This window comes from Methanosarcina sp. A14, from assembly GCF_001729375.1.
Classification (GTDB): Archaea; Halobacteriota; Methanosarcinia; order Methanosarcinales; family Methanosarcinaceae; genus Methanosarcina; species Methanosarcina barkeri.
The window spans coordinates 1-25,429 of sequence record NZ_LZPK01000272.1 but is presented as its reverse complement, the minus strand read 5'-3'; the positions used below and the strand labels follow the sequence as shown (position 1 = coordinate 25,429).

At 38.8% G+C, this 25,429-nt stretch carries 25 protein-coding genes; 15 read left to right on the top strand and 10 right to left on the bottom strand.

Annotation, left to right across the window (positions count from 1 at the left end):
* Positions 1-296: 296 nt before the first annotated feature.
* Positions 297-1,193 carry a right-handed parallel beta-helix repeat-containing protein gene (locus A9239_RS12700; RefSeq protein WP_048121312.1) on the bottom strand — a complete coding sequence of 299 codons (897 nt, stop codon included), beginning with the start codon at positions 1,191-1,193 and terminating at the stop codon, positions 297-299.
* Between the two features lie 964 nt (positions 1,194-2,157).
* On the opposite strand from A9239_RS12700, the gene A9239_RS12695 reads away from it, so the two are divergent.
* The 5 genes from A9239_RS12695 to A9239_RS12675 all read left to right on the top strand — a co-directional run bounded on the left by A9239_RS12695 (position 2,158) and on the right by A9239_RS12675 (position 7,756).
* Positions 2,158-3,066, top strand: coding sequence for a TolB family protein (locus A9239_RS12695; protein ID WP_052712907.1), 909 nt, complete (start codon positions 2,158-2,160; stop codon positions 3,064-3,066).
* 1,023 nt (positions 3,067-4,089) lie between these two features.
* The gene (gene mer / locus A9239_RS12690) at positions 4,090-5,076 is read left to right on the top strand and encodes a 5,10-methylenetetrahydromethanopterin reductase (protein WP_048156121.1); all 987 of its coding nucleotides are present in this window, start codon (positions 4,090-4,092) and stop codon (positions 5,074-5,076) included.
* Between the two features lie 116 nt (positions 5,077-5,192).
* Positions 5,193-6,233, top strand: coding sequence for a F420H2 dehydrogenase subunit FpoF (gene fpoF, locus A9239_RS12685; RefSeq protein ID WP_048121309.1), 1,041 nt, complete (start codon positions 5,193-5,195; stop codon positions 6,231-6,233).
* Positions 6,234-6,289: 56 nt separating this feature from the next.
* Complete coding sequence (locus A9239_RS12680) at positions 6,290-6,811, top strand: nicotinamide-nucleotide adenylyltransferase (protein WP_048156118.1); 522 nt, start codon at positions 6,290-6,292, stop codon at positions 6,809-6,811.
* A gap of 537 nt (positions 6,812-7,348) precedes the next feature.
* Positions 7,349-7,756, top strand: a complete 408-nt coding sequence (locus A9239_RS12675) for a hypothetical protein (RefSeq protein ID WP_048156116.1) — start codon at positions 7,349-7,351, stop codon at positions 7,754-7,756.
* Positions 7,757-7,880: 124 nt separating this feature from the next.
* Here A9239_RS12675 and A9239_RS12670 read toward each other — a convergent pair whose 3' ends face one another.
* The 6 genes from A9239_RS12670 to A9239_RS12645 form a co-directional block, all read right to left on the bottom strand.
* On the bottom strand, positions 7,881-8,429 hold the full coding sequence (locus A9239_RS12670; RefSeq protein ID WP_048121304.1) for an adenylate kinase family protein: 549 nt from the start codon (positions 8,427-8,429) through the stop codon (positions 7,881-7,883).
* Between the two features lie 198 nt (positions 8,430-8,627).
* Positions 8,628-8,858 carry a cytochrome b5 domain-containing protein gene (locus tag A9239_RS12665; RefSeq protein WP_048121302.1) on the bottom strand — a complete coding sequence of 77 codons (231 nt, stop codon included), beginning with the start codon at positions 8,856-8,858 and terminating at the stop codon, positions 8,628-8,630.
* Positions 8,859-8,920: 62 nt separating this feature from the next.
* Positions 8,921-10,936, bottom strand: a complete 2,016-nt coding sequence (locus A9239_RS12660) for a thioredoxin domain-containing protein (RefSeq protein WP_329957087.1) — start codon at positions 10,934-10,936, stop codon at positions 8,921-8,923.
* Positions 10,937-11,035: 99 nt separating this feature from the next.
* Positions 11,036-11,314 carry a hypothetical protein gene (locus A9239_RS12655; protein ID WP_048121299.1) on the bottom strand — a complete coding sequence of 93 codons (279 nt, stop codon included), beginning with the start codon at positions 11,312-11,314 and terminating at the stop codon, positions 11,036-11,038.
* 441 nt (positions 11,315-11,755) lie between these two features.
* Positions 11,756-12,634 carry a polyprenyl diphosphate synthase gene (gene uppS, locus A9239_RS12650; RefSeq protein WP_176722143.1) on the bottom strand — a complete coding sequence of 293 codons (879 nt, stop codon included), beginning with the start codon at positions 12,632-12,634 and terminating at the stop codon, positions 11,756-11,758.
* A 558-nt stretch (positions 12,635-13,192) separates the two neighbouring features.
* Positions 13,193-13,462: a DUF2551 domain-containing protein gene (locus A9239_RS12645; protein WP_048109002.1), complete on the bottom strand. Its 270-nt coding sequence runs from the start codon at positions 13,460-13,462 to the stop codon at positions 13,193-13,195.
* 421 nt (positions 13,463-13,883) lie between these two features.
* Between A9239_RS12645 and A9239_RS20545 the strand changes: the two genes are divergently transcribed.
* From A9239_RS20545 to A9239_RS12610, 8 genes are all read left to right on the top strand, one after another.
* Positions 13,884-14,018 (top strand): hypothetical protein, encoded by a 135-nt coding sequence (locus A9239_RS20545; protein ID WP_255361944.1) that lies wholly within the window; start codon positions 13,884-13,886, stop codon positions 14,016-14,018.
* A gap of 23 nt (positions 14,019-14,041) precedes the next feature.
* Complete coding sequence (locus A9239_RS12640; RefSeq protein ID WP_048121294.1) at positions 14,042-14,728, top strand: 4'-phosphopantetheinyl transferase superfamily protein; 687 nt, start codon at positions 14,042-14,044, stop codon at positions 14,726-14,728.
* Between the two features lie 348 nt (positions 14,729-15,076).
* Positions 15,077-15,322 (top strand): acyl carrier protein, encoded by a 246-nt coding sequence (locus tag A9239_RS12635; RefSeq protein ID WP_048121293.1) that lies wholly within the window; start codon positions 15,077-15,079, stop codon positions 15,320-15,322.
* A 6-nt stretch (positions 15,323-15,328) separates the two neighbouring features.
* Positions 15,329-16,807 (top strand): class I adenylate-forming enzyme family protein, encoded by a 1,479-nt coding sequence (locus A9239_RS12630; RefSeq protein WP_048156106.1) that lies wholly within the window; start codon positions 15,329-15,331, stop codon positions 16,805-16,807.
* Positions 16,788-17,855, top strand: a complete 1,068-nt coding sequence (locus A9239_RS12625) for a hypothetical protein (RefSeq protein WP_048121289.1) — start codon at positions 16,788-16,790, stop codon at positions 17,853-17,855. The genes A9239_RS12630 and A9239_RS12625 overlap by 20 nt, the downstream gene beginning before the upstream one ends.
* A 128-nt stretch (positions 17,856-17,983) precedes the next feature.
* Positions 17,984-18,976: an NAD(+) synthase gene (gene nadE / locus A9239_RS12620; protein ID WP_141706455.1), complete on the top strand. Its 993-nt coding sequence runs from the start codon at positions 17,984-17,986 to the stop codon at positions 18,974-18,976.
* A gap of 202 nt (positions 18,977-19,178) precedes the next feature.
* On the top strand, positions 19,179-20,312 hold the full coding sequence (locus A9239_RS12615; protein WP_048121285.1) for a DUF362 domain-containing protein: 1,134 nt from the start codon (positions 19,179-19,181) through the stop codon (positions 20,310-20,312).
* Between the two features lie 263 nt (positions 20,313-20,575).
* Entirely contained in the window at positions 20,576-21,124 is a 549-nt protein-coding gene (locus tag A9239_RS12610) for an acyltransferase (RefSeq protein ID WP_048121283.1), read from the top strand.
* Between the two features lie 19 nt (positions 21,125-21,143).
* Here A9239_RS12610 and A9239_RS12605 read toward each other — a convergent pair whose 3' ends face one another.
* Positions 21,144-21,728, bottom strand: a complete 585-nt coding sequence (locus tag A9239_RS12605; RefSeq protein ID WP_048121281.1) for a metal-dependent hydrolase — start codon at positions 21,726-21,728, stop codon at positions 21,144-21,146.
* A gap of 269 nt (positions 21,729-21,997) precedes the next feature.
* On the bottom strand, positions 21,998-23,059 hold the full coding sequence (locus tag A9239_RS12600; RefSeq protein ID WP_048156101.1) for a radical SAM protein: 1,062 nt from the start codon (positions 23,057-23,059) through the stop codon (positions 21,998-22,000).
* 130 nt (positions 23,060-23,189) lie between these two features.
* Between A9239_RS12600 and A9239_RS18445 the strand changes: the two genes are divergently transcribed.
* Positions 23,190-23,375, top strand: coding sequence for a DUF362 domain-containing protein (locus tag A9239_RS18445; protein ID WP_080941574.1), 186 nt, complete (start codon positions 23,190-23,192; stop codon positions 23,373-23,375).
* Positions 23,376-23,472: 97 nt separating this feature from the next.
* Positions 23,473-24,195, top strand: a complete 723-nt coding sequence (locus tag A9239_RS12595; RefSeq protein ID WP_048156099.1) for a cyclase family protein — start codon at positions 23,473-23,475, stop codon at positions 24,193-24,195.
* Positions 24,196-24,240: 45 nt separating this feature from the next.
* On the opposite strand, the gene A9239_RS12590 is transcribed toward A9239_RS12595, so the two are convergent.
* A complete protein-coding gene (locus tag A9239_RS12590; RefSeq protein WP_048156095.1) occupies positions 24,241-24,840 on the bottom strand; it encodes a hypothetical protein in 600 nt (199 codons plus the stop codon).
* Positions 24,841-25,429 lie beyond the last annotated feature (589 nt).

The following is a 25,429-nucleotide window of genomic DNA, read 5'->3' as shown; positions in this document are numbered from 1 at the left end:
AAACAGATGATTTCAAAAAAGACAGGTGGTTTGGAAACAAAATGGATGAATTTCAAACAAAATGGATGATTTCAAACAAAATGGATGATTTCAAACAAAGAGGAGTATTACAAGAATATGCTGTTAATCTAGGTAAAAAAGTAGATATCTTTGGCACAAGATTATAGAAATCTAGAAGTTCACAGGAAAACAGCCAATTTTTAACTACTGATCTTATATTAATCCTGATCTCATTCGAAAATAAATTGGAGTAAATCTCAGTTGATTAACTGAGAGTTTTCCAATCAGAAAATATCTTATCCACAGTTTTCAATTCTGTTATCGTGGATATTTACACCAGTTTCTTTTGTATTTAAGTGCACTACTGCAGGGGCAGATAAGTCATGGAAATAGTTGCCAGAAGCTTCTATGTTTTTAAGAGTTCCCTGTAATTCCAGGCCTGCGTATCCACCGCCAGATGTAGTACATTCATTGTTTTTCATGACACCATTGATAACGGAATCGAATCTAACGGACGAATTAGTCCGGTTGATAAAATTACAATTCTTAACTGTGATGCCGTTTACATGATAGGCATATACACCATCGTGTCCACATTTGTTTACAGTTACGGAAGCTATCACTACGTTGCTGGATTGTGAAATGAGCATTGCATCATTACATCCATTCTGGAACGTAACATCCTGAATTGTTAATCCGTTGCAGTTTACTATAGTTGCCATGTTATAACAGGAGGTTCCGAGCCTGACACCAGAATAATAGTCGGACTGACTGCCATCAACAGTTATGCCTTTTATTGTAACGCCGCTTGCAGAACTGCCTCTAACCATAAGCATGGCTTTCTTGTCTGAAATACTGCTCTCACGCCCACCCCAGACAGGTAGTCCTTTGGCAAGCTTAATCTTTGTACCGGAATCTCCTTCAAGGACTGTGTTGCTGCCGATCCGAAGAGAATCACTTATATCATATGTGAACGGGCCTTTAAGGTGGACAGTTGTGCCCGGATTCTGTGCAGCAAATTCAAGAGCCTGGTTAATCTGGACATCATCGGCTTTTCCATCACAATTGTAGTCTCCACTTCCGTCTCCTGCAACAGTTACTACCTTTGTACTCTGAACGCCTAACGCAGCCGGTATAGTTGTTAAAATAAGGCATGTTACCAGGAATAGGGTTCCTAGTTGTCTTTTTTGCATCGTATCACCTTTGGGTTGGATTTTTATAGGGATTTAAGTGAAATCAAAAAACATACAGTAAGGTACTTCTTTCCCAAATATTCTCAAAATTTCATATTACGTACTCGTAATACTTACTTTTCCGAACTAATCTAATCAATTAGGGATTTTGACTTCTTGAATGGAATTTTCTGATCAGGTCGGATCTATACGGGTATTTAGATTCCTATTACGTCTGCGTAATATTTTTTGAACCTATCCAATTCGGTTCTCTGCTATTTAGCGGGGCGGACACGTTGCACACAGAGTATCCACTCTCCAATAACGTATATGGATTAGTCACTGGAGGTGGCCGGAAACTAGAAGTTTTTGCTTCTACAAATCAAAACTGCTACTGACCACAGGATAGTAGTCTTCTGGTCAATATCATTTATTTATCTAATACGGCCTTTAGCCAGATCAACTCTCCTTTTTAAAAAGGTCTGATTCATCATTATTGAATTTCTGAGCTGACACACGTGGTTATGTGATCTTATTATAAAATATTTTTGGTATTATATCAAATAAATTTATAAGTCCTATAAGTGTTTTACAATATTTTTAGTGTTTCTGGTCTTATATCTCTGGTTTATTGCTTTGTTTTTATACCATATTCATCAAAAATGTGTAATATACTAGAAGTTTAATTCCTTCTCGTCTGGCACTATGTGTAAGAGCCTGGTCAGAAAAGTCCCAGATTTTCTTATCCTCTGTTCCTAAAATAAAAAGGTAGTAAAATCCAATGAACATTGATATGTAAATTAAATTAGAATATATTTTACTTCTATAATTATATATTGCGGAATGCTTCTGTTTATATAATAATTAATATTATAAGTCAACATATATCAAATTATCAAATATATATTAAAATCGTATGGATTGTGCTGTTATAATAAAGTTAGAATAGCTTGGGGTTTTACTAACGGCATACGGTGGAGTAAAAGTGAAAAGGAAATTATTTTCAGTATCATTAGTTCTTGTATTTTTTATTTTGATATCGACAGTGGCTTCAGCTGAACAATATACAAAAATTGGCAGTGGGGCTGAGCCCGCTATCGATGATGGTAAAGTAGTGTGGACAAGTAATGGTGTTATTTACATTTATGACCTGAAAACCAAAAAAGAAACTACAGTTAACTCTTCCGCAGCATCTTATCCAGCGATTTCAGGCAATAAGTTAGTTTGGCATGACGAGAGCAGTGGAGTCCCCAGACTTACTGTATATGATATAAAAACCAGGTCGAGATCTCACGTCACAAAAGATGTAGACAACAGTAGTATTCCTGCTATTTGCGACAGCAGGATAGTATGGAGCGCAGATTCCTGTGTTTACATGCGTGACATATCTACATCCATGCAGATTAAAATCGCAGCTGGAAACAATCCTGATATCTATGCTAACAGGATCTCTTATGACTCTTATTCTACCGAGGACACGCCGCAAATTTATGTATATGACATTACTACTAAAAAAGCAATAGATGTCAGTCAGTATGGTGATAACATGTTTTCACATATTTATGGCGACAAAGTGATATGGTCGGATTTCTATAACCGACTGGGTAATATCCGCATGTATGATATTATTACCGGACAACAAACCGAAGTCACAACAGGGGATGACAAAACTGGTTATGATACTGGAGGTTCAACTGGCATAAGTGGCAAGAAGATTGTGTACTTGAAGCATGACAACCTTGCAAATATAGATTCAGGTGATTTATACATATACAATACGTATACCGGAAAGAGTAAACAGTTGACATCTGACAATACTGCACAAACCCCAGCTATATCCGGCAATGTTATAGTGTGGTCTGATTCTGGCAGTATCTGTGTGTTGAACTGTTGACAATAATTACAAGAATCAGCCGTAAACGCGAATCGCTGGAAACCGGACCCCAGAAATGAGATAACTCTAAAATGCATTCGTTGCAACTCAGACCATGTAAGAACTGGAAAAACATGCTGCTTTAATAGTGGAAAATACAGAAGGAGTCAACACTACTATAAAGAGTAAATATATTATAGTGAGGTAAAGTAGCATTATTGTGAAGTAAAGCAGCAAGTAAAGTAACGATTTCACTGCTTATATTTTTAAAATACAAACGTAAAAGGGGAGTAGTGATCTATTTCAGTGCTTTTTAATTAGAGTGCAAATTTTTGGTGTATTTCACTGACTTTCCTTTTCTTCAGCGCTTTCCTTGAGTCTTTTTTATTCCAAATTTAACTCCTTGAAGAGGTCATTTGCACTGCTCTTCAAGTTTATTTTCATTTATCTTTATCATTTCTTACTATATATCTACAGTTAATATTCACCTGAAAACTGCTGGATGTTCATCACATGCCATTTTCCAATATAAACCTTTTGCCAGTTCGAAAGAATACTTTTCTTCGAAAAAGCCCAGTTTCTTCCGTTTTCTTTCTCATGGCCTAAGTTAGTATATTTTGAAAATGCGGTTTCAAGTGCAAGTTTCTGGAAAAGGTTTTTAAGGTATTAGGACTTACGCACTTGAAGCACAAAACAATAACAGTAAACTCACAACTTTTTAAACTCCAATATTTAACTATGACGTTTACTATACTTGATTTTACCGCATAAGTGCGTAAGTCCCAGGTATGATTATCTTTCTTGAGCAATTCAGGTTTGAAAAGTTCACTATGAGGAAGATGAATCAACTATTTTATTACGATGCTTTTATATAACTTGTTTAATACAGTTAAATATATATAGATTCTTAAATACTGTTATGTGAAATTATAAGGTTTATAATTAATGTCTATTATAATGGATATTAATTATTATTTAAAAGAAATATTTTGGGGACAAAAAACGGACCCATTTATTTTAAACAGTAATCAGGAGTAACTTGAGATGAAGTTCGGAATTGAATTTGTGCCGAGCGATCCCGCCTTAAAGATCGCATATTACGCAAAGCTCTCAGAACAGCAGGGATTCGACCATGTCTGGATCACTGACCACTACAACAACCGTGATGTATACTCCACTCTTGCCGTTCTCGCCCTGAACACTAACAGTATCAAGATCGGTCCCGGTGTTACAAACTCCTACACTAGAAACCCCGCAATTACTGCATCCAGCATTGCCTCAATTGCCGAGATATCAGGCGGCAGGGCAGTTCTCGGCCTTGGACCCGGAGACAAAGCGACCTTCGACGCAATGGGCATTTCATGGAACAAGCCCCTTGCAACTACCAAAGAAGCAATCCAGGCAATCAGAGACTTTATTTCAGGCAAGAAGGTCTCCATGGACGGAGAAATGATTAAGTTTGCAGGTGCCAAGCTCGCTTTCAAAGCCGGAAATATCCCTATCTATATGGGTGCCCAGGGCCCCAAGATGCTTGAACTTGCCGGTGAGATCGCAGACGGTGTCCTTATCAATGCTTCCCACCCGAAGGACTTCGAAGTTGCTGTAGAACAGATTAAGAAAGGAGCCGAGAAAGCCGGCCGTGACCCGGGCGACGTTGATGTTACAGCATACGCTTGTTTCTCAATTGATAAGGATCCTGTAAAAGCGGTCAATGCCGCAAAAGTAGTGGTTGCTTTCATTGTTGCAGGTTCCCCTGATCTTGTTCTCGAGCGCCATGGAATTCCGGTCGAAGCCAAGGGCCAGATCGGTGCAGCCATTGCCAAGGGAGATTTCGGAGCTCTTATGGGTGGACTTGTTACCCCTCAGATGATCGAGGCCTTTTCTATCTGTGGAACTCCTGATGACTGCATGAAGAGAATCAAGGACCTTGAGGCAATCGGAGTTACTCAGATCGTTGCTGGATCTCCGATAGGTCCTGCCAAAGAGAAAGCAATAAAGCTTATAGGTAAAGAAATCATTGCAAAGATGTAAGTTTATTACATTCTGCATAAATTTTTTAATTTTATTAATTTTTTAATTTTTTTATTTTGTTTTTAAAAAACGTCTTGCCGGCAAGGCAAGTATATCAAGGTGTTGGAGGTAACTAATTGCCACCAAAGATTGCAGAAGTCATTGAACATGACGTATGCGCAGCCTGTGGAGCATGCGAGGCCGTATGTCCTATAGGAGCTGTAACTGTAAAGAAGGCGGCAGAAATCCGTGATCCAAACGATCTGAGCCTGTATGAGAAAGGAGCTGGGTATCTGGTCTGTGAAGGTTGCTTAACCTGCAGCAGAATCTGTCCAGTAGTAGACGGCTTTATTGAGAACGAGCTTGCAAATGTGCGCAATTTTTTTGCCGCAAGATCCAGGGAAAATGCTGGCAGCCAGGATGGAGGAGTTACCAGTGGCATCCTTAAATCTCTTTTCAAGCAGGACAAAATCGACTGCGCAGTAGGAATCACTCAAAACGAAAAATGGGAACCAAAAGTCGTTTTATTGACAAGTGCTGAAGATGTTGAGAAGGTAAGAGGAACCAAGTATACTTCTGACCCAGTTGTTGCAGCCCTCCGGGAGGCATTCGAAAAATATGATCGGATTGCAGTTGTCGGGGTACCCTGCCAGGCTCATTCTGCGCGCCTGATCAGGGAAAATGTAAGCGAGAAAATTGTGCTTATCATCGGACTACTATGTATGGAAAGTTTTTATCATGATGTAATGCTTGATAAAATAATCCCGGAGATTATGAAAGTCAAGATCGAAGACGTCAGGAAGATGGAGTTCACTAAAGGTAAATTCTGGGTCTACACCAGTGAAGGTGAGGTTCACTCCGTGCCTATCAAGGACGTAGCCAAATATTCCAGAAACCCCTGCCATCACTGCTGTGATTACACTTCAGTTTTTGCCGACATTTCTGTGGGCTCGGTTGGTGCTCCGGATGGATGGAACTCGGTCTTTATAAGGACAGATGTCGGAGAAGAATACTTCGATATGGTCCACGAAGAAATGGAGATTATGGAAGATCCCAAGCCTGGCCTTGAGCTTGTAAGAAAGCTTATTGATATGAAGCGTAAAAATAATGCTGAACATTTCAAAGAGGTCTGCAAAGAGTTCAGCTTTGAGACGGGAATCCGCGACGAAACTGTATGAAATTAGAATATATCAAGAATAAATAATAAATGCATTGTTGGAGGTTGAAATACGGGATGACACGAGCTTTTTATATTGGACGTTTTCAACCGTATCATTTTGGTCACCATACCATAATCAAGCAGATTGCGGAAGAAGTTGATGAGCTGGTTGTAGGCATAGGAAGTGCTCAGAAAAGTCACGAATCAACTGATCCTTTTACGGCAGGGGAAAGGGTTTTGATGGTGTACAACGCGCTTGAAAATCTTCCTATCCGACACTATGTTCTCCCTATTGAAGATATCAAGTATAACTCTATCTGGGTCCATCATGTTGCGTCCCGAACGCCTCATTTCGAAGTAGTATACTCGAATAATCCGCTGGTTATTCAGCTCTTCCGAGAGGCTGGAGTTTGCGTAAAACAATCTCCTCTTTATATCCGGGAAAGATACTCCGGAACTGAGATCCGGAGACGAATGGTTGCAGGGGAAAAATGGGAACACCTCGTTCCGAAGTCAGTCGTCGAAGTAATAAAGGAAATAGACGGAGTAACCCGCCTCAGGAACGTTTCTGCTAGTGATAACAATTCTTCGTTATAAGAATGGTTACTCGTATGATTACACACGATTGTTTGTCTCTATTTATGTATTAATTAATACTTTCTTCCACAATTTTAATTTTTTTAATAAGTTCACACAGTCAACAATCAAATGTAAACTAAAGAGATAATTTTTAATAAAAGGAATAGCTATTTCTAATTGTAAACTCTTAATACTTTTTCATACTGACATCGGATCGCTTTCGATGTGTTTTGTAATACTGCATCTCAACTTTTAACCTTAATTTGGCATATAAGGTTAATTACTGCAATTGATGCTATTACTGAGCACATTGAAGAGCATCTATATTTTCGAAGAAGTAAGAGTTAAATAAAAGCATAAAACAAATAGTTTATTTTTTAACTGTTTGTTAAGAAATAACGTAGAAAGATCATTCAATCATATGAAAATATATCTCCCTGATAAATCGGGGGTTTTAATCCGGAAGAGTATATTTTCATTGCCATGAAAATCGGATTTAAAAACCAATAATTTTGGAAATTTTTATGATTGAGTGTATACTATGGAGGGTATAAAATGCGAAAGATTGTATTTAAGACAATATGTATTTTCACATTAGTCTTTTTTGTCATGTCAATGACAGGAGCAGCATGCAGTAACAGTTGTAAAACAAAAACAGATGCGAGAAATGATTCGTATAGTATTAACCTCAAAAAATGTCCCAAAGTTACTTATTGCTTAAACACTGTACTGAAAAACGACAAAGGATGTAACCTTAAAGTTATAACTACAAAGACTATTACTACCAAACTGGGTGGTAAAGTGACAATGTATAGTAACGGTAAATTCTGCTACAAAGCACCATCAACATGTTGTTATAAAAAATGTTCTTGCACGGACACTTTCAACTACTGTGTAAAAGGTAAGGATGGAAGAAAAGATTGTGCAACCGTTACACTGAAACTCAAATGTGCTACCTGCTAAAAAATGCCCTCAGGCAGTTTTCCTGACTGTTGTAATGCAGTAATTTAAGGGAAAAGGAAGTTTTTTCCGGGGATTCAATCCCCATATCCCTTACCAATTTCCTTACCTTTTTAATTCACAATAGTTATGGAACAAGATCAATCCAATCAATTGATCCGGGTTTATATTCCGACAACTCTTCTTCACTGCCGCTTAAAATATGATCCATTATTTTTTCTATGTGCTGTTCTGTCTCTTCAATGCTCTTTCCTGTCGTGTTTATCTCAAAAACTTTCTTACACCATTCAAAGGCTTCAACCAGGATTACATCGAGAGCTTCGGCCTCAATATTTTCTCTTATTTTCTCTTCCGAATAGCCGCGTGCTTTCAGCCTCATTTCCAATTCAGGAGGGTATACCCTGAGTATAATCACGATGTCTGCGATGTAATGAGCAAGATGACTCTCAAGAATTATTACCTCGTTTTCCTTTCCACCAATAATCTTCTCAAGACGCTGCCTGACAAGTTCCATATCCGCAATAACCGCATCTCTCTTCTCATCGATCTCAGTGTAAAGATGCTCTTCTTTGATCATTTCGTTAAGATGGATTACTTTCCAGTGCCTTTTTCTTTCAAGAAACTTACTTGCCGAGGTTTTTCCAGTCCCTGGCGTACCGGTGAGTCCTATTAACATGGAGAACAGAATGGATTTATATCAATTATACTTAATGCAACCTTTAAAAATTATTTGAAAAAACATTTTTTACATAATACACCAGTCTAAATCTTCATGATACGCCAGTTTTATACCTTTCCGATACGTCAGTTTATACCTTTCGGGAAAAAGACTCAACAACATATTTCCAATCCAGAGATGTTAGCCCAAACCATTTTATTCTTTCAAAGTCCCAATAACAGGAAAGTCCTTAAACATTTCAGGCCCATGAGGTGCCTCGTCCATTTCTTCAGTAAGGTCTTTTCCTGCATCATGAAGTCCCTGGTGTGTGCCACTTTCCCATAAATAGCTGTCTGAAACATCATAGACCTGGCCCTGATAGGCAACATAAATCTTGCCATTTTTACCGTTATACTCTGCAAGTTCTTCAAGTGTGTATTCTTTCAATTTCCATCTCTCCACTCTAATTTAATAACTCATTTGACTAAAGCCTTCAGTTTCAATTGCAGTCATACGTTTAACATTCTTAACATCTCGTTAACCTCAGTAGTAGGAAGTTGACATTGAAAGTTCTGGCAGACGTACGCAGTAGCTTTTCCATCTATAGGAACCTGTTCTTCCGTATATTTTGCCAGCTTTGTAATTTCAGGATCCTTTCCTTCAGGTCTGAAAATCAGCACTTTATTAGGAATGAAGTACGTCCAGAGTTCTTCGAGCATCTGTCCAGCGTCCGGGGATTCATGCTTTCCGGCAATTACCACTTGATAAGCTGGACCCAGACCAAAATCAAGAGCTGATAAGAACTGCGTATATCCTGAAGGTATTTTTCTGATGAGTTTTGAAAAAGCACGCTCCAACCCTTGAGCTTTATCTTCCAGCTCGGAATCTGCAGTTATTCTGGAAAGTCTAAGAAGATTTAGCATCTCAACAGAATTTCCTGAAGGTATGGCTGCATCCGCAAACTCTTTTTTCCTGAAAATAAGTGACTCGCTGTCGTCAGCAGTAAAGAAGAATCCTCCCTGAGCGGGATCCCAGAAGTGATTAAGAAATTCTCTGTTGAGGCAAAGGGCTGCTTTAAGATAGTCCAGTTTAAATTCTGCCTCGTAAAGCTCCAGGAGTCCGTGGATCAGAAATGCGTAGTCGTCGGCAGTTCCGGAAATACCTGATTTTCCGTCTCGATATCTATGAAGCAATCGTCCATCTGGACTGTAAAGTCTCATGAGAATGAAATCCGCGGCTTTTTCGGCAGCTTTCAGGTATCTTTCCTCGCCAAAAGCCTGGAAACCTTTTGCAAGAGCTGCAATCATAAGTCCATTCCAATCAGTTAGAATCTTGTCATCTTTTGCAGGTCTTTTACGTTTATTTCGGGTTAACAGAAGTTTTTCTTTAGCCATTTTCACCCGACTCTCAACTTCGTCAGTGGGAATTTTCAGTTCGGCAGCAATCGATTCGAGAGGACGAGGCATATAAAAAATATTAGTTCCGGTTTTTTTACCTCTTATTTCTTCTTCAAAGTTACCTCTTTCGCTGAGATTAAACACCTTTGTAATCAGTTTCGACTCCTCGGGACTAAGAACCTTTCGGACTTCTTCTAAAGTCCAGAGATAGTACTTTCCTTCCTCTCCTTCTACATCAGCATCTTCCCCACAATAAAATCCACTTTCCTGAGATCTCAGATCTCTTAACACATAGTCAAGAATTCCTTCTGCTGCTTCCTTATACAGTTTCTTTCCGGTAACCTGATAAATTTCTGTGTATGCGGTTGCAATAAGAGCCTGGTCGTATAGCATCTTTTCAAAGTGGGGGACAATCCACATATTATCTGTAGAGTAACGGTGAAAACCTGAGCCCAGATGGTCATGGATTCCTCCCCTGTACATATTTTCCAGGGTATATTCAACCATATGAAGAGCTTCAGGGTTCCCACTGCGTCTCCAGTATCGGAGCAAAAAGAATATTTTGTGTGGGGTAGGAAATTTGGGAGCTCCGTCGAAGCCACCATATTCATTATCAAAGGAAGTAAGTAGCTCTTCGTAAGCTTCCTCCATTATTGACTCCCCTATGCCCTCTCCTGCTGACTCTGAGATCATATTCTGGATAGCAGATGTGATTTTATCAGCCGACTCAAGGACCTCTTCGTGCTGCCGGTTCCAGATCTCCTCTATTCGAGGCACAAGTTCAAGCATTCCTGTCTGACTAAAGCGAGAATTTTTAGGGATATAGGTTCCTGCAAAAAAAGGCTTCATGTTTGGTGTCATGATGATGTTAAGAGGCCAGCCCCCTCTTCCAAGAATAATCTGGCAGACCGTCATATAAACGTTGTCAATGTCCGGCCGTTCTTCGCGGTCTACTTTTATGCAAACAAAAGCCCTGTTCATGAGTCTTGCTATCTCTTCATCTTCAAATGACTCATGTGCCATTACGTGACACCAGTGGCAGGTGGAATACCCAATTGATAGAAAAATAGGTTTATTTTCTTTTCTGGCTTTCTCAAAAGCTTCTTCCCTCCAGGGATACCAGTCCACAGGATTATATGCGTGCTGGAGGAGATATGGGCTCTTTTCATTTATCAGACGGTTAGGTTTTCTGTAATTTTCTCCCAGTAAAATCCCTCCGGCTTTTCTTCAGGCTTTTATTCCTTGCCAGGCAAGTATTCTGTCTTTAAAGATTTTGGACACCCCTACGTTTTCCCTGACCAAGATTCTGAAATTCATCATTGCCTGCAAACCTGAAAGAGACGTCATAGCAGTTTTTTTATCTCTGATTTTCTCAGTTTCCAGTAGTTTTAAACGATACTGACGATGACTTTGTCCCGAATTTACATATCTGGTATGTTTCGATTTCCATGCTTTCTGAAAATAAGTCCTGTAGGAACGCAAATTTAACTTGTTAATAATATCCATTCTAACTCCCCTGATCTAAACCTATCTCCATAAATTTCATTCTAAATATGGCCAACTCTGGAACAGATTAATCTGTCCTCAATACAATGATATCCTCAATACAATGATATCCTCAATACAATGATAATTTTTCTCAAGCTTCTTGTAAGCCTTTAAACTGAAAAATTAGGTACAGCCAAATTTCCCCACTTTAAATACTTGTCTCCTGAATATCAATATATCGGTATTCTAAGAGAATTTATTTACTAGTAAATTAATAAGTCAGGTCAGGCTATTTTTAAAGCAATGTAGGTAGGAAACTTCCGAAATATGTAAATTCATTTCATTTTAAAGTTACCGCACTTTTGTTTAAAAAAAAGTTAATTAACTGACATGGCACTATTTTATGCTACTTTTTCTATATAGCTGCAGCTACTTGATATTTCAAGAGATTGCTTGCTTTTAAATGGACTGAGGTTGCCCAATCTCTTCGCTTTTTTCCTCACGAGTTCCCATTTCCAGGAAATTTACAACCTTTGAGACTCTATATGATTGCTCCTGCTTTTTTTCGGTTTCTCTGGCCTGATATACTCTGACCGAGCGAAGAAGGTCGATTTTTCGGAATTCTGGCCAAAAAGGAGCACAGAAGTAAGCTGCACAGTCACTTCCGTTAGCCTGCCAGGGAAGGAAATTTGAAACCCTTTCATCGCCTCCAGTGCGGATGACAAGATCCACATTTGGAACCGAGGCCCCTGGGGCCGGATAAAGATGTTTTGAAATTAGGCTTTCATTCACTTCATCAAGAGATAGTTTCCCATTGGAAATACAGCCTGCAATATCGCGGACTGCCTGAATGATATCCTGCCTGCCTCCATAGGCAATGGCAACGTTCAGGTAAAACTTCCCGTAATTTTTCGTTGCTTTTTCTATTTTTTCAATTGATTCATTCAGAAAAGCAGGTAATTTTGACCTATCTCCTATGACGCGAACCTGTGTCTCTTTTTCGTGTGTTCTTGGATCAGAGTAGAGTTTCAGTAAATTTTCGTTAATAACATTGAAGATCTCGTCGACTTCTTCTTCGGAGCGCTTAAAATTTTCTGTAGAAAAAGCGTAGAGAGTAAGCTGCTTTACCCCGATCTCATAACACCACTCAATTACTCTTTCTGTAGCTTCTCCCCCCATTACATGCCCGAAACTTGAATCCTTTCCCATTTGCCCTGCATACCTGCGGTTCCCATCCATAATCACAGCTATATGATGCGGAATTTCTGAATTCAGAATCTTTCTCTGAAGTCTTCGCTCATACTCATGATAAAATATACTGAAGATACGGTTTTTCAAAAGACGAAGTCCTGCACGAAAGATTCCCCTTCTCTTAGGTATAAAATTTAATTTTTTTATGCGTTTTCCTCCTGAAAATATCCAGATCTGAAAACTATCCGCGTAGATTTCTCGCTTAATAAAGTTTAATACCTTCTCTTGTCCAAGATATTAATATCTCTTTTGCTTAATAATTCTATTTATCAAGTCCATCCCAAAACCAATTTTGCCCTCAAATTAGTAAAACTTCAAAACCATTTTTGTGATCAGAAAATTGATTGATTATTCGGGACATGGCATTCAGAAAAGTAATTTTGAGTTTTGGGATCGGTTGTTGGACTGAGAATCTATGTCAGACGTAAAAATTTCATGCACTACAGTTCTCTTTGTTGAATTAAATTTTAGAAGCCTCCAGCCTTTCAACTTTATATATCTTAAGTAGATTGGAATTTTAAGTAAATTAGAGTATCTCGAAGCAAGATTCAAAGCCTGTAGTCACTCCATTCTTTTCGCTGCTTTAACAGAATCAGTAAGCAATTTCAAAATTGTTACCTAAAAACAGATAGCGAGAAGAGTGGCTCAGTAGTTTTCAAGCACAGAGCCAACAATGTTTTTATAACTTTCTTTTAGGGAATAGACGTTGTGATCTCCGGTGACATTTATGCTTAAGATCCCGAGCCTTGTATTCATAAGCCCGACCATAGCCGAGACTCCCCGGTAGCTTACCTCAAAATTTCCTTTATCCAGGTAATCGTAAACTTCACCGGTGGTGAACTTGTCTCCTGTCAGGAAGAGATTGAGCACAACCTTGCGTATCCCGTTTTCATCCCGGCCGAGATACTTAATCAATCTCGCTCTTACCCTTTCTTCCGCAGTTTGCAGTTTCGGACACCTCAGTTAATGATTGAATTGTATTGATTTAGCATTATATTGCTCACTATTCTTTTAATTCTAAAAAGTATGCGACCTCTTAGTAGAGGCGCTAAGAATCGAATACCCTATATCCTTATCGTTTATATATTTTAGGATTGCTTTTTTAAATTATTTATATAAAGTACAAATTTAATACCAATACATGAGTTTCAGCGCACTGTCAGCGACAGTAAATAATCCACGTTTTTCGCGGATTAAAATTCTCAGATCTCAATGTTTAAGAAAGTTTGAGAACTGTAAAGTATGTTAAAGAATTAGGAATAATTTATACGAAACTTAGCTATAAATCTAAGCATAAACGACAGAGATACATTACATAAAAGTGGAAATACCCCATATGGACAAGGTCCCTGCGGCTCTGGAGGTATTTTTAGACAAGATAGAGGTAAGGCAGGAATTTTTCTCGATCCGGCCTTTGGACCTTTATCCAGCAGACTTCCAATTAATAAAGAACATGGAATTTATATACTAAATTAACATATGTAAGTGGACTGCATGTACAATGAGTATTTAATGTTGCCTTTCTCCGTTTCTCTTGAATATATTCCTTATCTGTGGCAACAGAATGATGTTCTTGTTTTTCTTGTTGACCTGGATAATTATAATATATTCAATGCAAGTTACCTCAGCAGGATAGAACTGGAATATCTAGAGAAGCTGCAGACAAATAACTTTAAGAAAAGATATATTGTCTCCCGAACGGTTTTAAAACATATCATATGCAAGGTTGCTAATGAGCGATCCGCTTCCGAAATCTCCACATACAAAGATGAGAATGGGAAGGTCTGCGTTCTTAATCACAATGAACTATGCATTTGTATATCTTATACCGGGAGCCTTGCAGCTCTTGCAATCTCAAAGGTTGATGTTGGTATTGATATTGAACTTGCGAGAAAGCTGGTTCTTAAAAGCACTTTTAAAAACTTGTATAAGAAAATTTCACTCATGGACGAAATGGTAGGTGAAACCGATATTTTAAAAACATGGACTTTAAAAGAAGCCTATTCCAAGTTTTCAAACAAAAACATGTATCTTATTTTTAACAAAGAACTGGACATCAACAGCGTTAATCATTTAACTTATGTTCTAGACAACAAATATTTATTCTCTATTGTAACCCGTTCGGAGTCGCATATTATTGATATAAATCATCTTCAAAAAATTGACTGTAACTGGGACTGAAGATTTTCGATGAAATTTAAAGTTTAAAGAAGGATTTTAAAGTTCTGTACACTTTTTTCTATTTTTTGGGTTTATCTGTGCGCATGTGAATGCCCGATTGTCTGGATAGTAGACTAAATCTATATTTTTATTGAGTAATTAAGTTGTATCATCCTATGCATACGGATGCAGGCAATTGATTTTACTCACATTTTGTCTTTACCAGTGTTTTTGTCGGCCACACAGTAACTCAAATTATTTATATAGTTGTATTACGTAATTATCATTTGGTACTCACGTCATTATGGGCAGAAATGCGTTATTTATGACCACTGGTCCGTTGAACGAACACTTTGGGGGCAATAATACATGGAACAAATAAAGAATGATATAGTCGATTACTTAAAGGCTAATTCTTTTATGGACAGTAACAGCAGTTTGAAAGATAATGATTCTCTCACTCAAACCGGTATTATAGATTCCATTGGCTTGCTTGAACTTATGGACTATATCTGTGAAAAATATTCGATAGAAATTCCTGAAGATATGCTGACACCGGAAAACTTTGATTCACTGCAGGGAATTACTAATATGATAATCAAACTGGCGAAGTGAAAAGGTATGCGAATTGATGCGTATATCACTGAGTACGCCAGAAAGACTCCTCAAAACATTGCCCTGGAAGAGGGAAAAAGTTCAATTTCCTATAGCTGCCTTGACAATGATATAAATGCTATTGCTTCACCTTTAATGGATTTTAACCACTGCCGGTTTGCAATACTGGCAGAATCAGGCATGTTATATGTAAAAGTGCTCATGGCAGTATATCGATCTGCCAATATCGCAATTCCTCTACCTATAGAATTTCCTAAATTCAGTCTTGAAACAATTCTTGATGCTGCCCATGTCAACAATATCATTACAACTTATACACAGTACTCAAGATTTGGAGAAGACTTTTTTGAGCGTTTTGGAACTGTAATAGTTATTTCCAGCAATACTTTCGGAGAGTTTTTGTGCAAGAAGATTGAAACAGAAACGAATAATCCACAAATGCAGCTCGTCCTTTACACTTCAGGCACGACAGGTACCCCAAAAGGGGTCATGTTAAGTGACAGAAATCTGGTAGCAAACGCAGAGTCAATAGTAAAGGTACTCAGGATAACTTCCAGAGATAAAGGAGCACTGGTGATATCCCCACATCACGCTTTTGGAAATTCCATAATTAACTCCCATCTGGTATCTGGCAGCACAGTCAGGATTGGAAATATGAATTTTATAGACTCTGTTTTCAACCTTATAAGATCAGACGTATCCATATTTTATGGGGTACCCAGTACCTACCGTATACTCCTTCGATATCCGGATAGATTCAAAAAGGCTTTTGCAGGCGTTAGAACTGCTGCATCAGCAGGTGGAGGAATGGATAGGGATATTGTAAAAGACATAAGGGGATTAGCTCCAGATCTGGAGGTTCTACCAATGTATGGGCAAACTGAAGCTACGGCAAGGCTTGCCTACCTACCAGTAGAAGATGTGGATGAGTTCGTTGACACTATAGGAAAAGCAATTCCAGGGGTTATACTGGATGTCTTTGATTCCGAGTACAGACCAGCAAAACTTAACATCACAGGTGAACTGGTTGCTACAGGAGACAACATTATGCTGGGTTATCTGGATGATGAACTTGCCACTGAACAGAAAATTATAAATGGGTGGCTGCATACCGGCGATCTCGCACAGAAATTACTCAACGGATATATCAAACTGCTGGGACGCAAGGATGACCTTCTAAAAATCGGTGATCATCGCGTTAACCCTAGAGAAATTGAGAGAAACATAGAGGAAAATAACGAAGTATCCAGGGTTTTTGTCGTACCTGTGCACCATGAACTTATGGGGACCGCAATTAGCCTCATGGTCATACCTGCAGAAGGGACAGAAATTGGAAAGTTGTATGCATTCTGCCGAAAAAGCCTGCCAGGATATCTATGTCCAAGAGAAATACTATTCATTGATCACCTTCCCTTGAGCGAGAATGGGAAAATATCCAATCGATCCATCATAGAGGAGTACAAACATGTCAAAACTAGTGTGTAAAAAATGTGTTCTGGATTCCGAGATTCCAGGTATACAAATTAATGAGGAAACTGGCCTCTGCCACTTCTGTGCGACATATACTCCCCTTAGTTCACAGGAAAAAAATGAATATCTGGCCAGAATTGAAGAACTTTTTGAGCAGTATGGGGGAAAAGGGAACTACGATGTAGTTTATGCACTTTCAGGTGGGAAAGATTCGTCTTATACGCTCTACAAGCTCAAAAAAGACTATCCTTTCCTTAAGGTACTGGCTGTGCAGTTCGATAACGGGTTCATTTCGGAAAACGCAATAATGAATGCAAAAAAAATGTGTGAAATCACAGAATGTGATTATTTCCAGTTGACAATAGAAAAGAAAGTTCTATATGACACATTCCGAAAAGCTGCAGAGTCATATGATGCATTTCCAAGATTCGCCAAATATCGAGCCAGTGACATATGCAACATTTGCATCACTATCATTAAACAGAAGCTGATAGAGCAGGCCATTCTTCAAAAAGCGCCTTTTATCGTATTTGCCTTTACAGCTGGACAGTCTCCTAATCCCATAATCAACCTATCAGTCAATTTTATTCAGTGGTCCAGAAGCTTATTTGAGAAACAGCTTCAGAAAATAGGTATCGAGGATAAGGACGAAATTTTCCTCCTGAAACAAGAAGTTCTTGAGAGCATAGGTGAAAACTTTCCGAGTATTCTGCATCCTCTATGCCTTTGGGATTACAGTGAAGATAAAGTGCTTGAGACCCTGCTGAAAATCGGGTGGGAACTTCCGGGAATCAATGACAGCAATTCAACCAACTGTACATTGAATTCCTTTGCCTGTTATAACCATCTGAAGAAATATGGGTTTCATCCATATGCCTTCGACGTAGCAGGGCTTGTCCGAAGCGGGGAAATGTCAAGAGAAGAAGGTCTTGAAAAAATTAATCAGGAATTGTCACAGCCATTGATAGAAGAGGCCGCAAGAAAGCTTAAACTGAAAGTAAAGAAATCACAAAAAATACTCGTTAAAACTGAAAGTAAAGAAATCACAAAAAATACTCGTTAAAATTTGATTATAAGATAACGAGTTGAGGTAAAATAGGTAATTTAAACAGTGTAATTTGAACAGCGTAATTTGAACAGTGTAATTTGAACAGTGTAATTCTAAAGTATGATTATTTCAGGGGGAATGTTATGCAAGTCGCAGAAGAAATGAGCATGAATATAATAGAAGAACTCAATGGAAATATTGGGAATATAGCCTTAAAGCTCAGGGGTTTTATTAGAGATCAGGTAGCGAGTTTTAAGAAAAAAGGAGTTGTTATAGGGGTTTCGGGAGGAATTGACTCATCAGTAATACTTACACTATGTGTACAGGAACTCGGAAAAGAAAACGTATATGGACTTCTCCTTCCTGAAGAAGAATCTGCCCCTTCCAGTAAGGTTCTGGGAGCGGAGATCTGTGAAAGCCTTGGCGTGTCGTATGAAGAAGTGCCTATCTCTCCAATCTTGAGATCGCTTAATATCTATAATAAGAAAGAAAAGATTCTAAAGAGAATCTGCCCTGAATATGATGCCAGAATACATAAAACGTCGCTGGTACTACCTGATTTCCTTAACACTGGCCTGCTAAATGTTCCTTATATCTGTCTAGTAAACAATGGTGAAACTGTTGGAAAGTACCGGCTAAAAGCAACTGATTATCTTGAATTAATAGGATTACAGGGTGTCAAACAGAGATCCAGAATGCTTGTTCAATATATGTATGCTGAAACGATGAATTACGCAGTTTGCGGTACGACCAATAAGACCGAGACGGTCCTTGGCCAGTTTGTGAAATATGGGGATGGTGGCGTAGATCTTGAACCTCTGGCGGACTGCTATAAAGTTCAGGTTTATGCTCTGGGGAAGCTGCTCAATGTTAACGAAGAGATCATAAAGCGGCCTCCAAGTGCTGATACCTGGAGCCATTACACAACTGACGAGGAATTTTACTGGCGCATGCCGATTCAGATCATGGACCAGCTGTTGTATGCACAGGAGCACCGGCTGTCCCTGCAGGTAATTGAAAAGAGCACTGGGCTATCCAGAGAAACGATAGAAAAAGCTCAGAGGCATATCAATAGAATAAAAGATACCACAGAATATATACGAGCGGCACCGCCTGTTTGCTACATTAACAGGTAAATTGCAAAAGCACCTGTAAAAAAAGTTATACCGGTTAAAATACTGCTAAAATCAGGACTTCAGGGCTTTGCTTAAAATCAAGGCAGGGCTTTGTATGCAGCAAGTACCTGCCTGTAAACTACTGGAAGCCTTTCTGGCAGGATGCTTTCACACAATATCATTGTGAGAAAATAAACTTAATCACTAATCCAAAAGTGTGAATATGGATACAAGGGTCTCAATTGTTGAATGCCAGGACTACTCGAATGCTAAAGAAGCGGTAAAAGAAGCACTGAACCTTATAGGTGGGCTTGAGAAGGTTATAGTTCCTGGCAGCCGCGTGCTCCTCAAACCCAATGTGCTTTCTATACGTCCGCCAGAGGATGCCGTTACCACCCATCCGGCGATAGTGTCCGCTATGTGCGAACTTGTCTCAGAAGCTGGAGGCATCCCAGTTATAGGAGACGGGTCCGGTATTGTAAAACCCGGATCGACTACGACTTCGCAGGCGCTTAAAGTGTCTGGCATTGAGGGCGTTGCTTCCGATCATGGGGTTGAGCTTATCAATTTTGAGACTTCAGGTTTTGTTGAGGTTGATGTTCCGGGAGCAAGGCAGTTTTCTCATCTGTACATCTCAAAAGCTGTACTTGAGGCAGATATAGTAATCTCGCTTCCAAAGCTCAAGACCCATGAACTCACATTGTATACAGGGGCAGTCAAAAATTTCTTCGGCGCCGTACCTCAAAAAACCAGAAAACAAGTTCATTTCCTGGAAGACCGTCGCCGTTTTGGAGAAGCAGTTGTTGATATATATTCTGTTGTTAAGCCCCAGCTTGTAGTTATGGACGGGATAGTCGGAATGGAAGGAAATGGTCCATCCAATGGTACACCTGTCCTTGCAGGCGTGATTATGGCTAGTTATGACTGTGTAGCCCTGGATATTGTGGCCTCTGGGCTTATAGGAATCGATCCCTTAAAGGTCCCTACAAATAAAGCTGCACTCGAAAGAGGTTTCGGGACCGAGCATCCTGAAGTTGTAGGAGTACCTCTGGAAAAAGTAAAGGTCAGGTTCAAAAGCCCTGAAGGTGGAATAACTGCTTATATCCCAGCTTTCTTTATGAGAATCCTTAGAAAGCAGTTGGCTGTAAGACCCATTATTAACACTTCAAACTGTGCACTTTGCAAAGCCTGCGTTTCGAACTGCTCGGCACATGCCATCGAAGAAATAAACCGAACACTCAAAATTAACGAGGAAAAATGCATTCACTGTTATTGCTGCCGTGAACTTTGCCCCAACGATGCGGTAGAATTAAAAAAATCACTGCTTATGAAGCTTGTAAGCAGAAACAAAAGTTAATGGGAGAGTTGCAGTTAACGGAAAAGTCGTCTGGACGTCTGTTTATTAAGCAGGCTGGGAATTAATGTACTCAGCAGATTATCATTCTTAAAATTCATTAAGCATAATTATGGAAATTTAGTCATCTATCAAAATACCAATTGAAAGATAAATATAAATAATCTGATAAAAATAATTACAAACAATTTTAAAGATAAATGGTAAAAAAATTTGATTAAAAAATAGCATAGATAAGAAAAAATATAAAATAATTTTATAGGGAAATGGGGGGTATTCGCACGACTACTGCAGTGTCTAATAGAGACCAGGTAACCTTTTGCGAAATTGCGGAACATTACCACAGTAATAAACTTCTTTTTGGCATTAAATATTTTAAAAACTGGATTCTAGAACGGCTTGCCTCAAGCGCTCCCGTTCCTTCTTGGAGAACTAAATTACACAGGATGCGGGGTGTAAATCTCGGGGAGAATGTATATGTCGGTTATGACGTGATTTTTGATAGGATACACCCCGAATTAATTACGATAGATGATTATTCTGAAATCGGTGATAGGTGCATATTATCTGCACATACAAGAGGAAGTTTGACTACAAGGCAGGCATATCCGAGAACTATGGCTCCCATAAAAATCGGACGTGGTGTCTCTGTGAATCCAGGATGTATAATCACGCAGGGTGTTGAAATCGGGGATAACTCAATAATAGGGGTTGGATCCGTAGTTAACCGCAATATCTCTCCAAATAGTCTTGCTCTGGGCTATCCTGCAAGGGTTGTTAAAAAACTTGAAGGCGTAGGTGAACTTAAAACCTGATTTTAATACCTTAGGTATTTTATTTTTCTGCTTTGTAGTTTAGCTCAAAATCGTACTTACTCAGGGCAAAGAGTGCCATCATTATTATGGAACAAACAAAAAAGACCGACACAAAAGATGCCATCAAGTAATCAAAGATTCCGGTTCCCCGAAAACCCACGTCCATCATTGAAAATACACTGATTTTTTTCTCGTATAATGGATAAAGGTATTCACAGCCGCCTTCACTGATGTCATCGAGCAACAGGTGAGATGCAAATGCTGCCTCTGCAAAAAGTCCGAGATACATTGCCCTGCCAGGCTCCCTGTATTTAGCATATCCTGCAACGGTTCCGAACAGGACTGCGAGAAAACTGAATAAAAGTGAATGTGTTGGAATCGGGCCGGCCCAGCAATGCTCCATAGTACCGTTTATGAGCAGGCTGTGAATGATCATGATATCTGGAAATAAGGAACAGATACTGCCTACGAATAGCAGAAATATTAAATTCGTTAAGCCTTTATGAGAGAGCCCCCCTCGAAAAAACGATCTGACAGCAGCAAAAACTGCTACTGCACTTATACAGAATACGAAGAATAGCACATGTACAACCGGGTAGGGCATAAGAAAACACTTAGGATTTTCTAAAGGTAATGATTTTTAAATTTAGAGAGCGACTTATTTCATAAAAATTTTTAAATTTAGTTAAAGTTGGCACACATACTATTTAAAATTTTTTAAAACACTACGCCGGTAATATTTCTCCTTAAAAGAGAGTTTTGCAGGAGCTAATTAACTTTAAAGACGACTTATGAATTCAGGAATGAATTTTTTCCTTGCCTGCTTATTTGCCCGGAGACTGTCTTAAAGAAGAATTAGTTTAAGGAATTAGCTTAAAGAGGAATTAGCTCAACAAGCATTCCGTCTTCAAATGGGTATCTTTCAATAATGGTAAGCCTTGATCCGGAAGGTTCCAGTTCTTCTTTAATGTCTTCCTTTAACTCTTCAAGTACCCACCATGCAATCTCGATTTTTCCATCTTTTATTTCAAACAGTTCAGATGGGATTTCCATTTCCTGCAAAGTTTTTTCTGCAAGTTTCTGGTCTCCTCCTTCAATTACTCCGTATACCAGTGTACCGTCTTCAGTGATTTCGTCAAACTCTCTTGCAGTATTCTTTGCGATTCGCTGAAATCTTTTGCGGAGCTGGATTGCATCCTTATATATTGAGGAACAAAAATGGGTCTTTTTACATTTCTCAAAGGCAATCCCGGCAAATTTACAGGATCCGGCAGCCGCACTGGATGTGTCGGATTGAAGGCAAAAGCCATTTTTCAGCAGGGCTTCGGAGTTATTATCGGAAAATTCCAGTTCATTCAGATTAAGGAAAACTCCCATTTCTTCCGCAAAAGCTGAAACTTTTTCTGCATCTTCAAGGGCAGGAATCTCGATTCCGGCTTCGATTCCAAGCTCCTTTGCGTTTTGCAGAGAATTTGCGTATTGACTGTTTTTAAGATCATTCCAGCATTCCTGAGGCGGATGAAAACGGATTTCATCAAGTCCTGCATCTGCAAGCTTTTCAAGGACCTGCCTGCCAGGAGCCAGGGAAGTATAAAGATGGATGTGGTGCTCTATTCCGAAAGAAGCTTTGAGCATTCGGATGTAATGCAGGACTCTTTCAAGCTTCAGCAAGGGCTCTCCGCCTGTAATTCCTGTACCAAGAGCATCCATAAGCTCAGCTTCTTTCAGTAAATCTTCATCGCTGCTTATGAGCCTCTCATTCGCAAAAACAAGGTCTTTTCCTCGTCTTTTATCGGAAAGCGGACAGTAAAAACAGTTCTTAGGGCAAAGACCTGTTACGAAAAGGACCATTTTGGCACCCTCCTGGCAGAGTCTGCACCCTTCAGAAAGATAACTGTAAAAAGAGCCGGTTTTATCTTCAGTGAACTTTTCCATACCAGAACCTGCATATTCTTTTTTTATATATAACTTGTTTTTGTCTCCAGATTAAAAGTATGGAGACAGCTTTATAAAGGAGGAGCTTTTTTCAGAAACTAATATATTCATAAGTGCCAAAGGTTCACAAATGTCAGAACAAAATGGATACGTCGTGGTTTTCGGTTGTAAAAGGTGCGGAAAATGCAAAGATGTCTGCCCTGTGGATGCAATTTATGAGGAAAACGAGCTTTCAAAAATCGATCAAGATAAGTGCACCCGTTGTATGAAATGCATAGACGTATGTCCAAACAAGGCTATCATCTATATGGAATAAGGTGTTAATATAAAAAAATATGGAATAAAGTGTTATCATAAAAAAATTACTACTAATGTAGAGGGATTTCTATTAGTGTGAAGAAATTCCAGTTGAGGTGAATAAGATTTCAATTTATGGAAAAATTATAGATATTACAACCTCAATTTCCCCTCTTACACAGATTTTTCCTGGGGACCCGATACCTGAAATAGAGAAGGTCTTTACTATTGAAGAAGAAGGTTGTGCTGTTTCAAAGTTAAGTTTTGGAAGTCATACCGGCACCCATGTTGATGCTCCTTCTCATATCCTGAAAAATGGCCTGACTATTGACAAACTGGAACTCAAAAACCTCATGGGCAAGGCCCTGATTCTCGATTTTTCATCACAATCAGGTGAACTGACTGATTTCATCCTTGAAAAGGCCTTCCGGAACATGGGAGCTCCTGAAAATATCCCTATCCTACTTTTGAAGACAGAAGCTTTTTCCCGGAAACAAGGAAACGCATGTAAGGTTAGTCCCCCTGGCGAAGAGTCAGATTCTCAAAACACGGAGTCTGGGAAGGAAAAATCCGGCTCTGCATATCTTGACAAAAGCGGAGCAGCCTGGATTGTAGAAAAAGGCTTCAAGACGATAGGGATTGATAGTTTTTCTGTGGATAATTTTTATTCCGAAAACCTACCTGCCCATCATATCCTTCTTTCAGGTAATGTGAACATAGTAGAATGTCTTGAACTCAGTTACATAGAAGCCGGAACCTATTTCTTCATCTGCCTGCCCCTCAAAATTGAAGGTTGTGATGGTGCACCTGCAAGAGCCTTGTTAGTTACTTATTCTTGAATTCTCATTTTTGATTTTTTTTGTTTCAGAATATCCTTTCATCCTTCAAAAATGAGACATGGTATACCTTATCCCGTTCTGCATGACCAGCTCCAACACAAATTCTCCTGAAACAGGATACTCGATTAAAACTCCCGTTTTTTCAAGAGATAACGGCGTCAGAGAATTTTCCTGGCTTCCTGAGGGCATCCATATTCCTTCTGAATCCTTCTCACCTTTTATAAAGTATACCGGCTTTCCTTCAAGAAATAATCTCTTTTTAACTCCGTTTTTATACTGGTAAATAATGGTGTTGTTTTCAAGAACCCATTCCGAATCGTGCAGTTGCCCATTGCATTCGGGATCAGGGTCCACTCCGAAACTAATATACTTGACTGACGCAGGAAAGGTAAATTTGAGATTACACATCGTCCCTTCAGGACTGTAACTCTCAGCAGAATCTCGTGCATATCCTTCCTGAATTGAATGGATAGACAAAGAAGCGGCCTCAACCTGAGCTTTAATTTGCGCATCTTCCAGAACAGGATTCATGGTATGCCAGGCCTGAACTGCCAGAATTAGCACAACTGCAATCAGACCTAGATACACAACGATTTTTAGAGGAATAGTATCCGCAGCAGTGGTATCGGAAGCAAGATTTCTCATACACAAGTAACATGCTACACATAATAAAAAATTTTACCTATATTTTAAACAGATAGTCATTGGTTAATAGATCACCTTTAACAATGGACAAAATTTGATTAAAACATCTTTTTGATTAAAACATCTTTTTGATTAAAACATCTTTTTGATTAAAACATCTTTAATCCTAGATTCGGCAGGTCGACATTTCATTTTCGATAATTTTTACTGATGGCGATTTTAAAATGATGATCCTTTGTTATATGCAATTGTGAGGTTTACATATGATTCAAACATAATCTCTCATACTAAACTTTAATGGAAAAATGATTCAGTGTTTATATGTGTCGTGGAAGTTAAGCTACACGTTAACCAGTTTTAAACTTAATGCAAATTTATCAAATATTCAAAAACGATATCAAAAAAATATCTAAATTCCTTATGTCGACCTGCCGAATCTAGGTTTAATTAAAACGTCTTTGATTAAAATATTTTTGATTAACAGATAACTTTGAGAATAACAAAGTAAAAGGAAAACTTGAAGGATAAAGAATAGATTAAAACATAAACAATAAAGAAGAAAAGAATAAATCTAGGACTTACGCAGTTA

Coding starts and splice junctions, on each gene's coding strand:
- A9239_RS12700 (WP_048121312.1), bottom strand. CDS start 1,193: ATGCAAAAAAGACAACTAGGAACCCTATTCCTGGTAACATGCCTTATT.
- mer (WP_048156121.1), top strand. CDS start 4,090: ATGAAGTTCGGAATTGAATTTGTGCCGAGCGATCCCGCCTTAAAGATC.
- A9239_RS12680 (WP_048156118.1), top strand. CDS start 6,290: ATGACACGAGCTTTTTATATTGGACGTTTTCAACCGTATCATTTTGGT.
- A9239_RS12675 (WP_048156116.1), top strand. CDS start 7,349: ATGCGAAAGATTGTATTTAAGACAATATGTATTTTCACATTAGTCTTT.
- A9239_RS12670 (WP_048121304.1), bottom strand. CDS start 8,429: ATGTTAATAGGACTCACCGGTACGCCAGGGACTGGAAAAACCTCGGCA.
- A9239_RS12655 (WP_048121299.1), bottom strand. CDS start 11,314: ATGGATATTATTAACAAGTTAAATTTGCGTTCCTACAGGACTTATTTT.
- A9239_RS20545 (WP_255361944.1), top strand. CDS start 13,884: ATGGACAAGGTCCCTGCGGCTCTGGAGGTATTTTTAGACAAGATAGAG.
- A9239_RS12640 (WP_048121294.1), top strand. CDS start 14,042: ATGTACAATGAGTATTTAATGTTGCCTTTCTCCGTTTCTCTTGAATAT.
- A9239_RS12635 (WP_048121293.1), top strand. CDS start 15,077: ATGGAACAAATAAAGAATGATATAGTCGATTACTTAAAGGCTAATTCT.
- A9239_RS12630 (WP_048156106.1), top strand. CDS start 15,329: ATGCGAATTGATGCGTATATCACTGAGTACGCCAGAAAGACTCCTCAA.
- A9239_RS12625 (WP_048121289.1), top strand. CDS start 16,788: ATGTCAAAACTAGTGTGTAAAAAATGTGTTCTGGATTCCGAGATTCCA.
- nadE (WP_141706455.1), top strand. CDS start 17,984: ATGCAAGTCGCAGAAGAAATGAGCATGAATATAATAGAAGAACTCAAT.
- A9239_RS12615 (WP_048121285.1), top strand. CDS start 19,179: ATGGATACAAGGGTCTCAATTGTTGAATGCCAGGACTACTCGAATGCT.
- A9239_RS12610 (WP_048121283.1), top strand. CDS start 20,576: ATGGGGGGTATTCGCACGACTACTGCAGTGTCTAATAGAGACCAGGTA.
- A9239_RS12605 (WP_048121281.1), bottom strand. CDS start 21,728: ATGCCCTACCCGGTTGTACATGTGCTATTCTTCGTATTCTGTATAAGT.
- A9239_RS12600 (WP_048156101.1), bottom strand. CDS start 23,059: ATGGAAAAGTTCACTGAAGATAAAACCGGCTCTTTTTACAGTTATCTT.
- A9239_RS18445 (WP_080941574.1), top strand. CDS start 23,190: ATGTCAGAACAAAATGGATACGTCGTGGTTTTCGGTTGTAAAAGGTGC.
- A9239_RS12590 (WP_048156095.1), bottom strand. CDS start 24,840: ATGAGAAATCTTGCTTCCGATACCACTGCTGCGGATACTATTCCTCTA.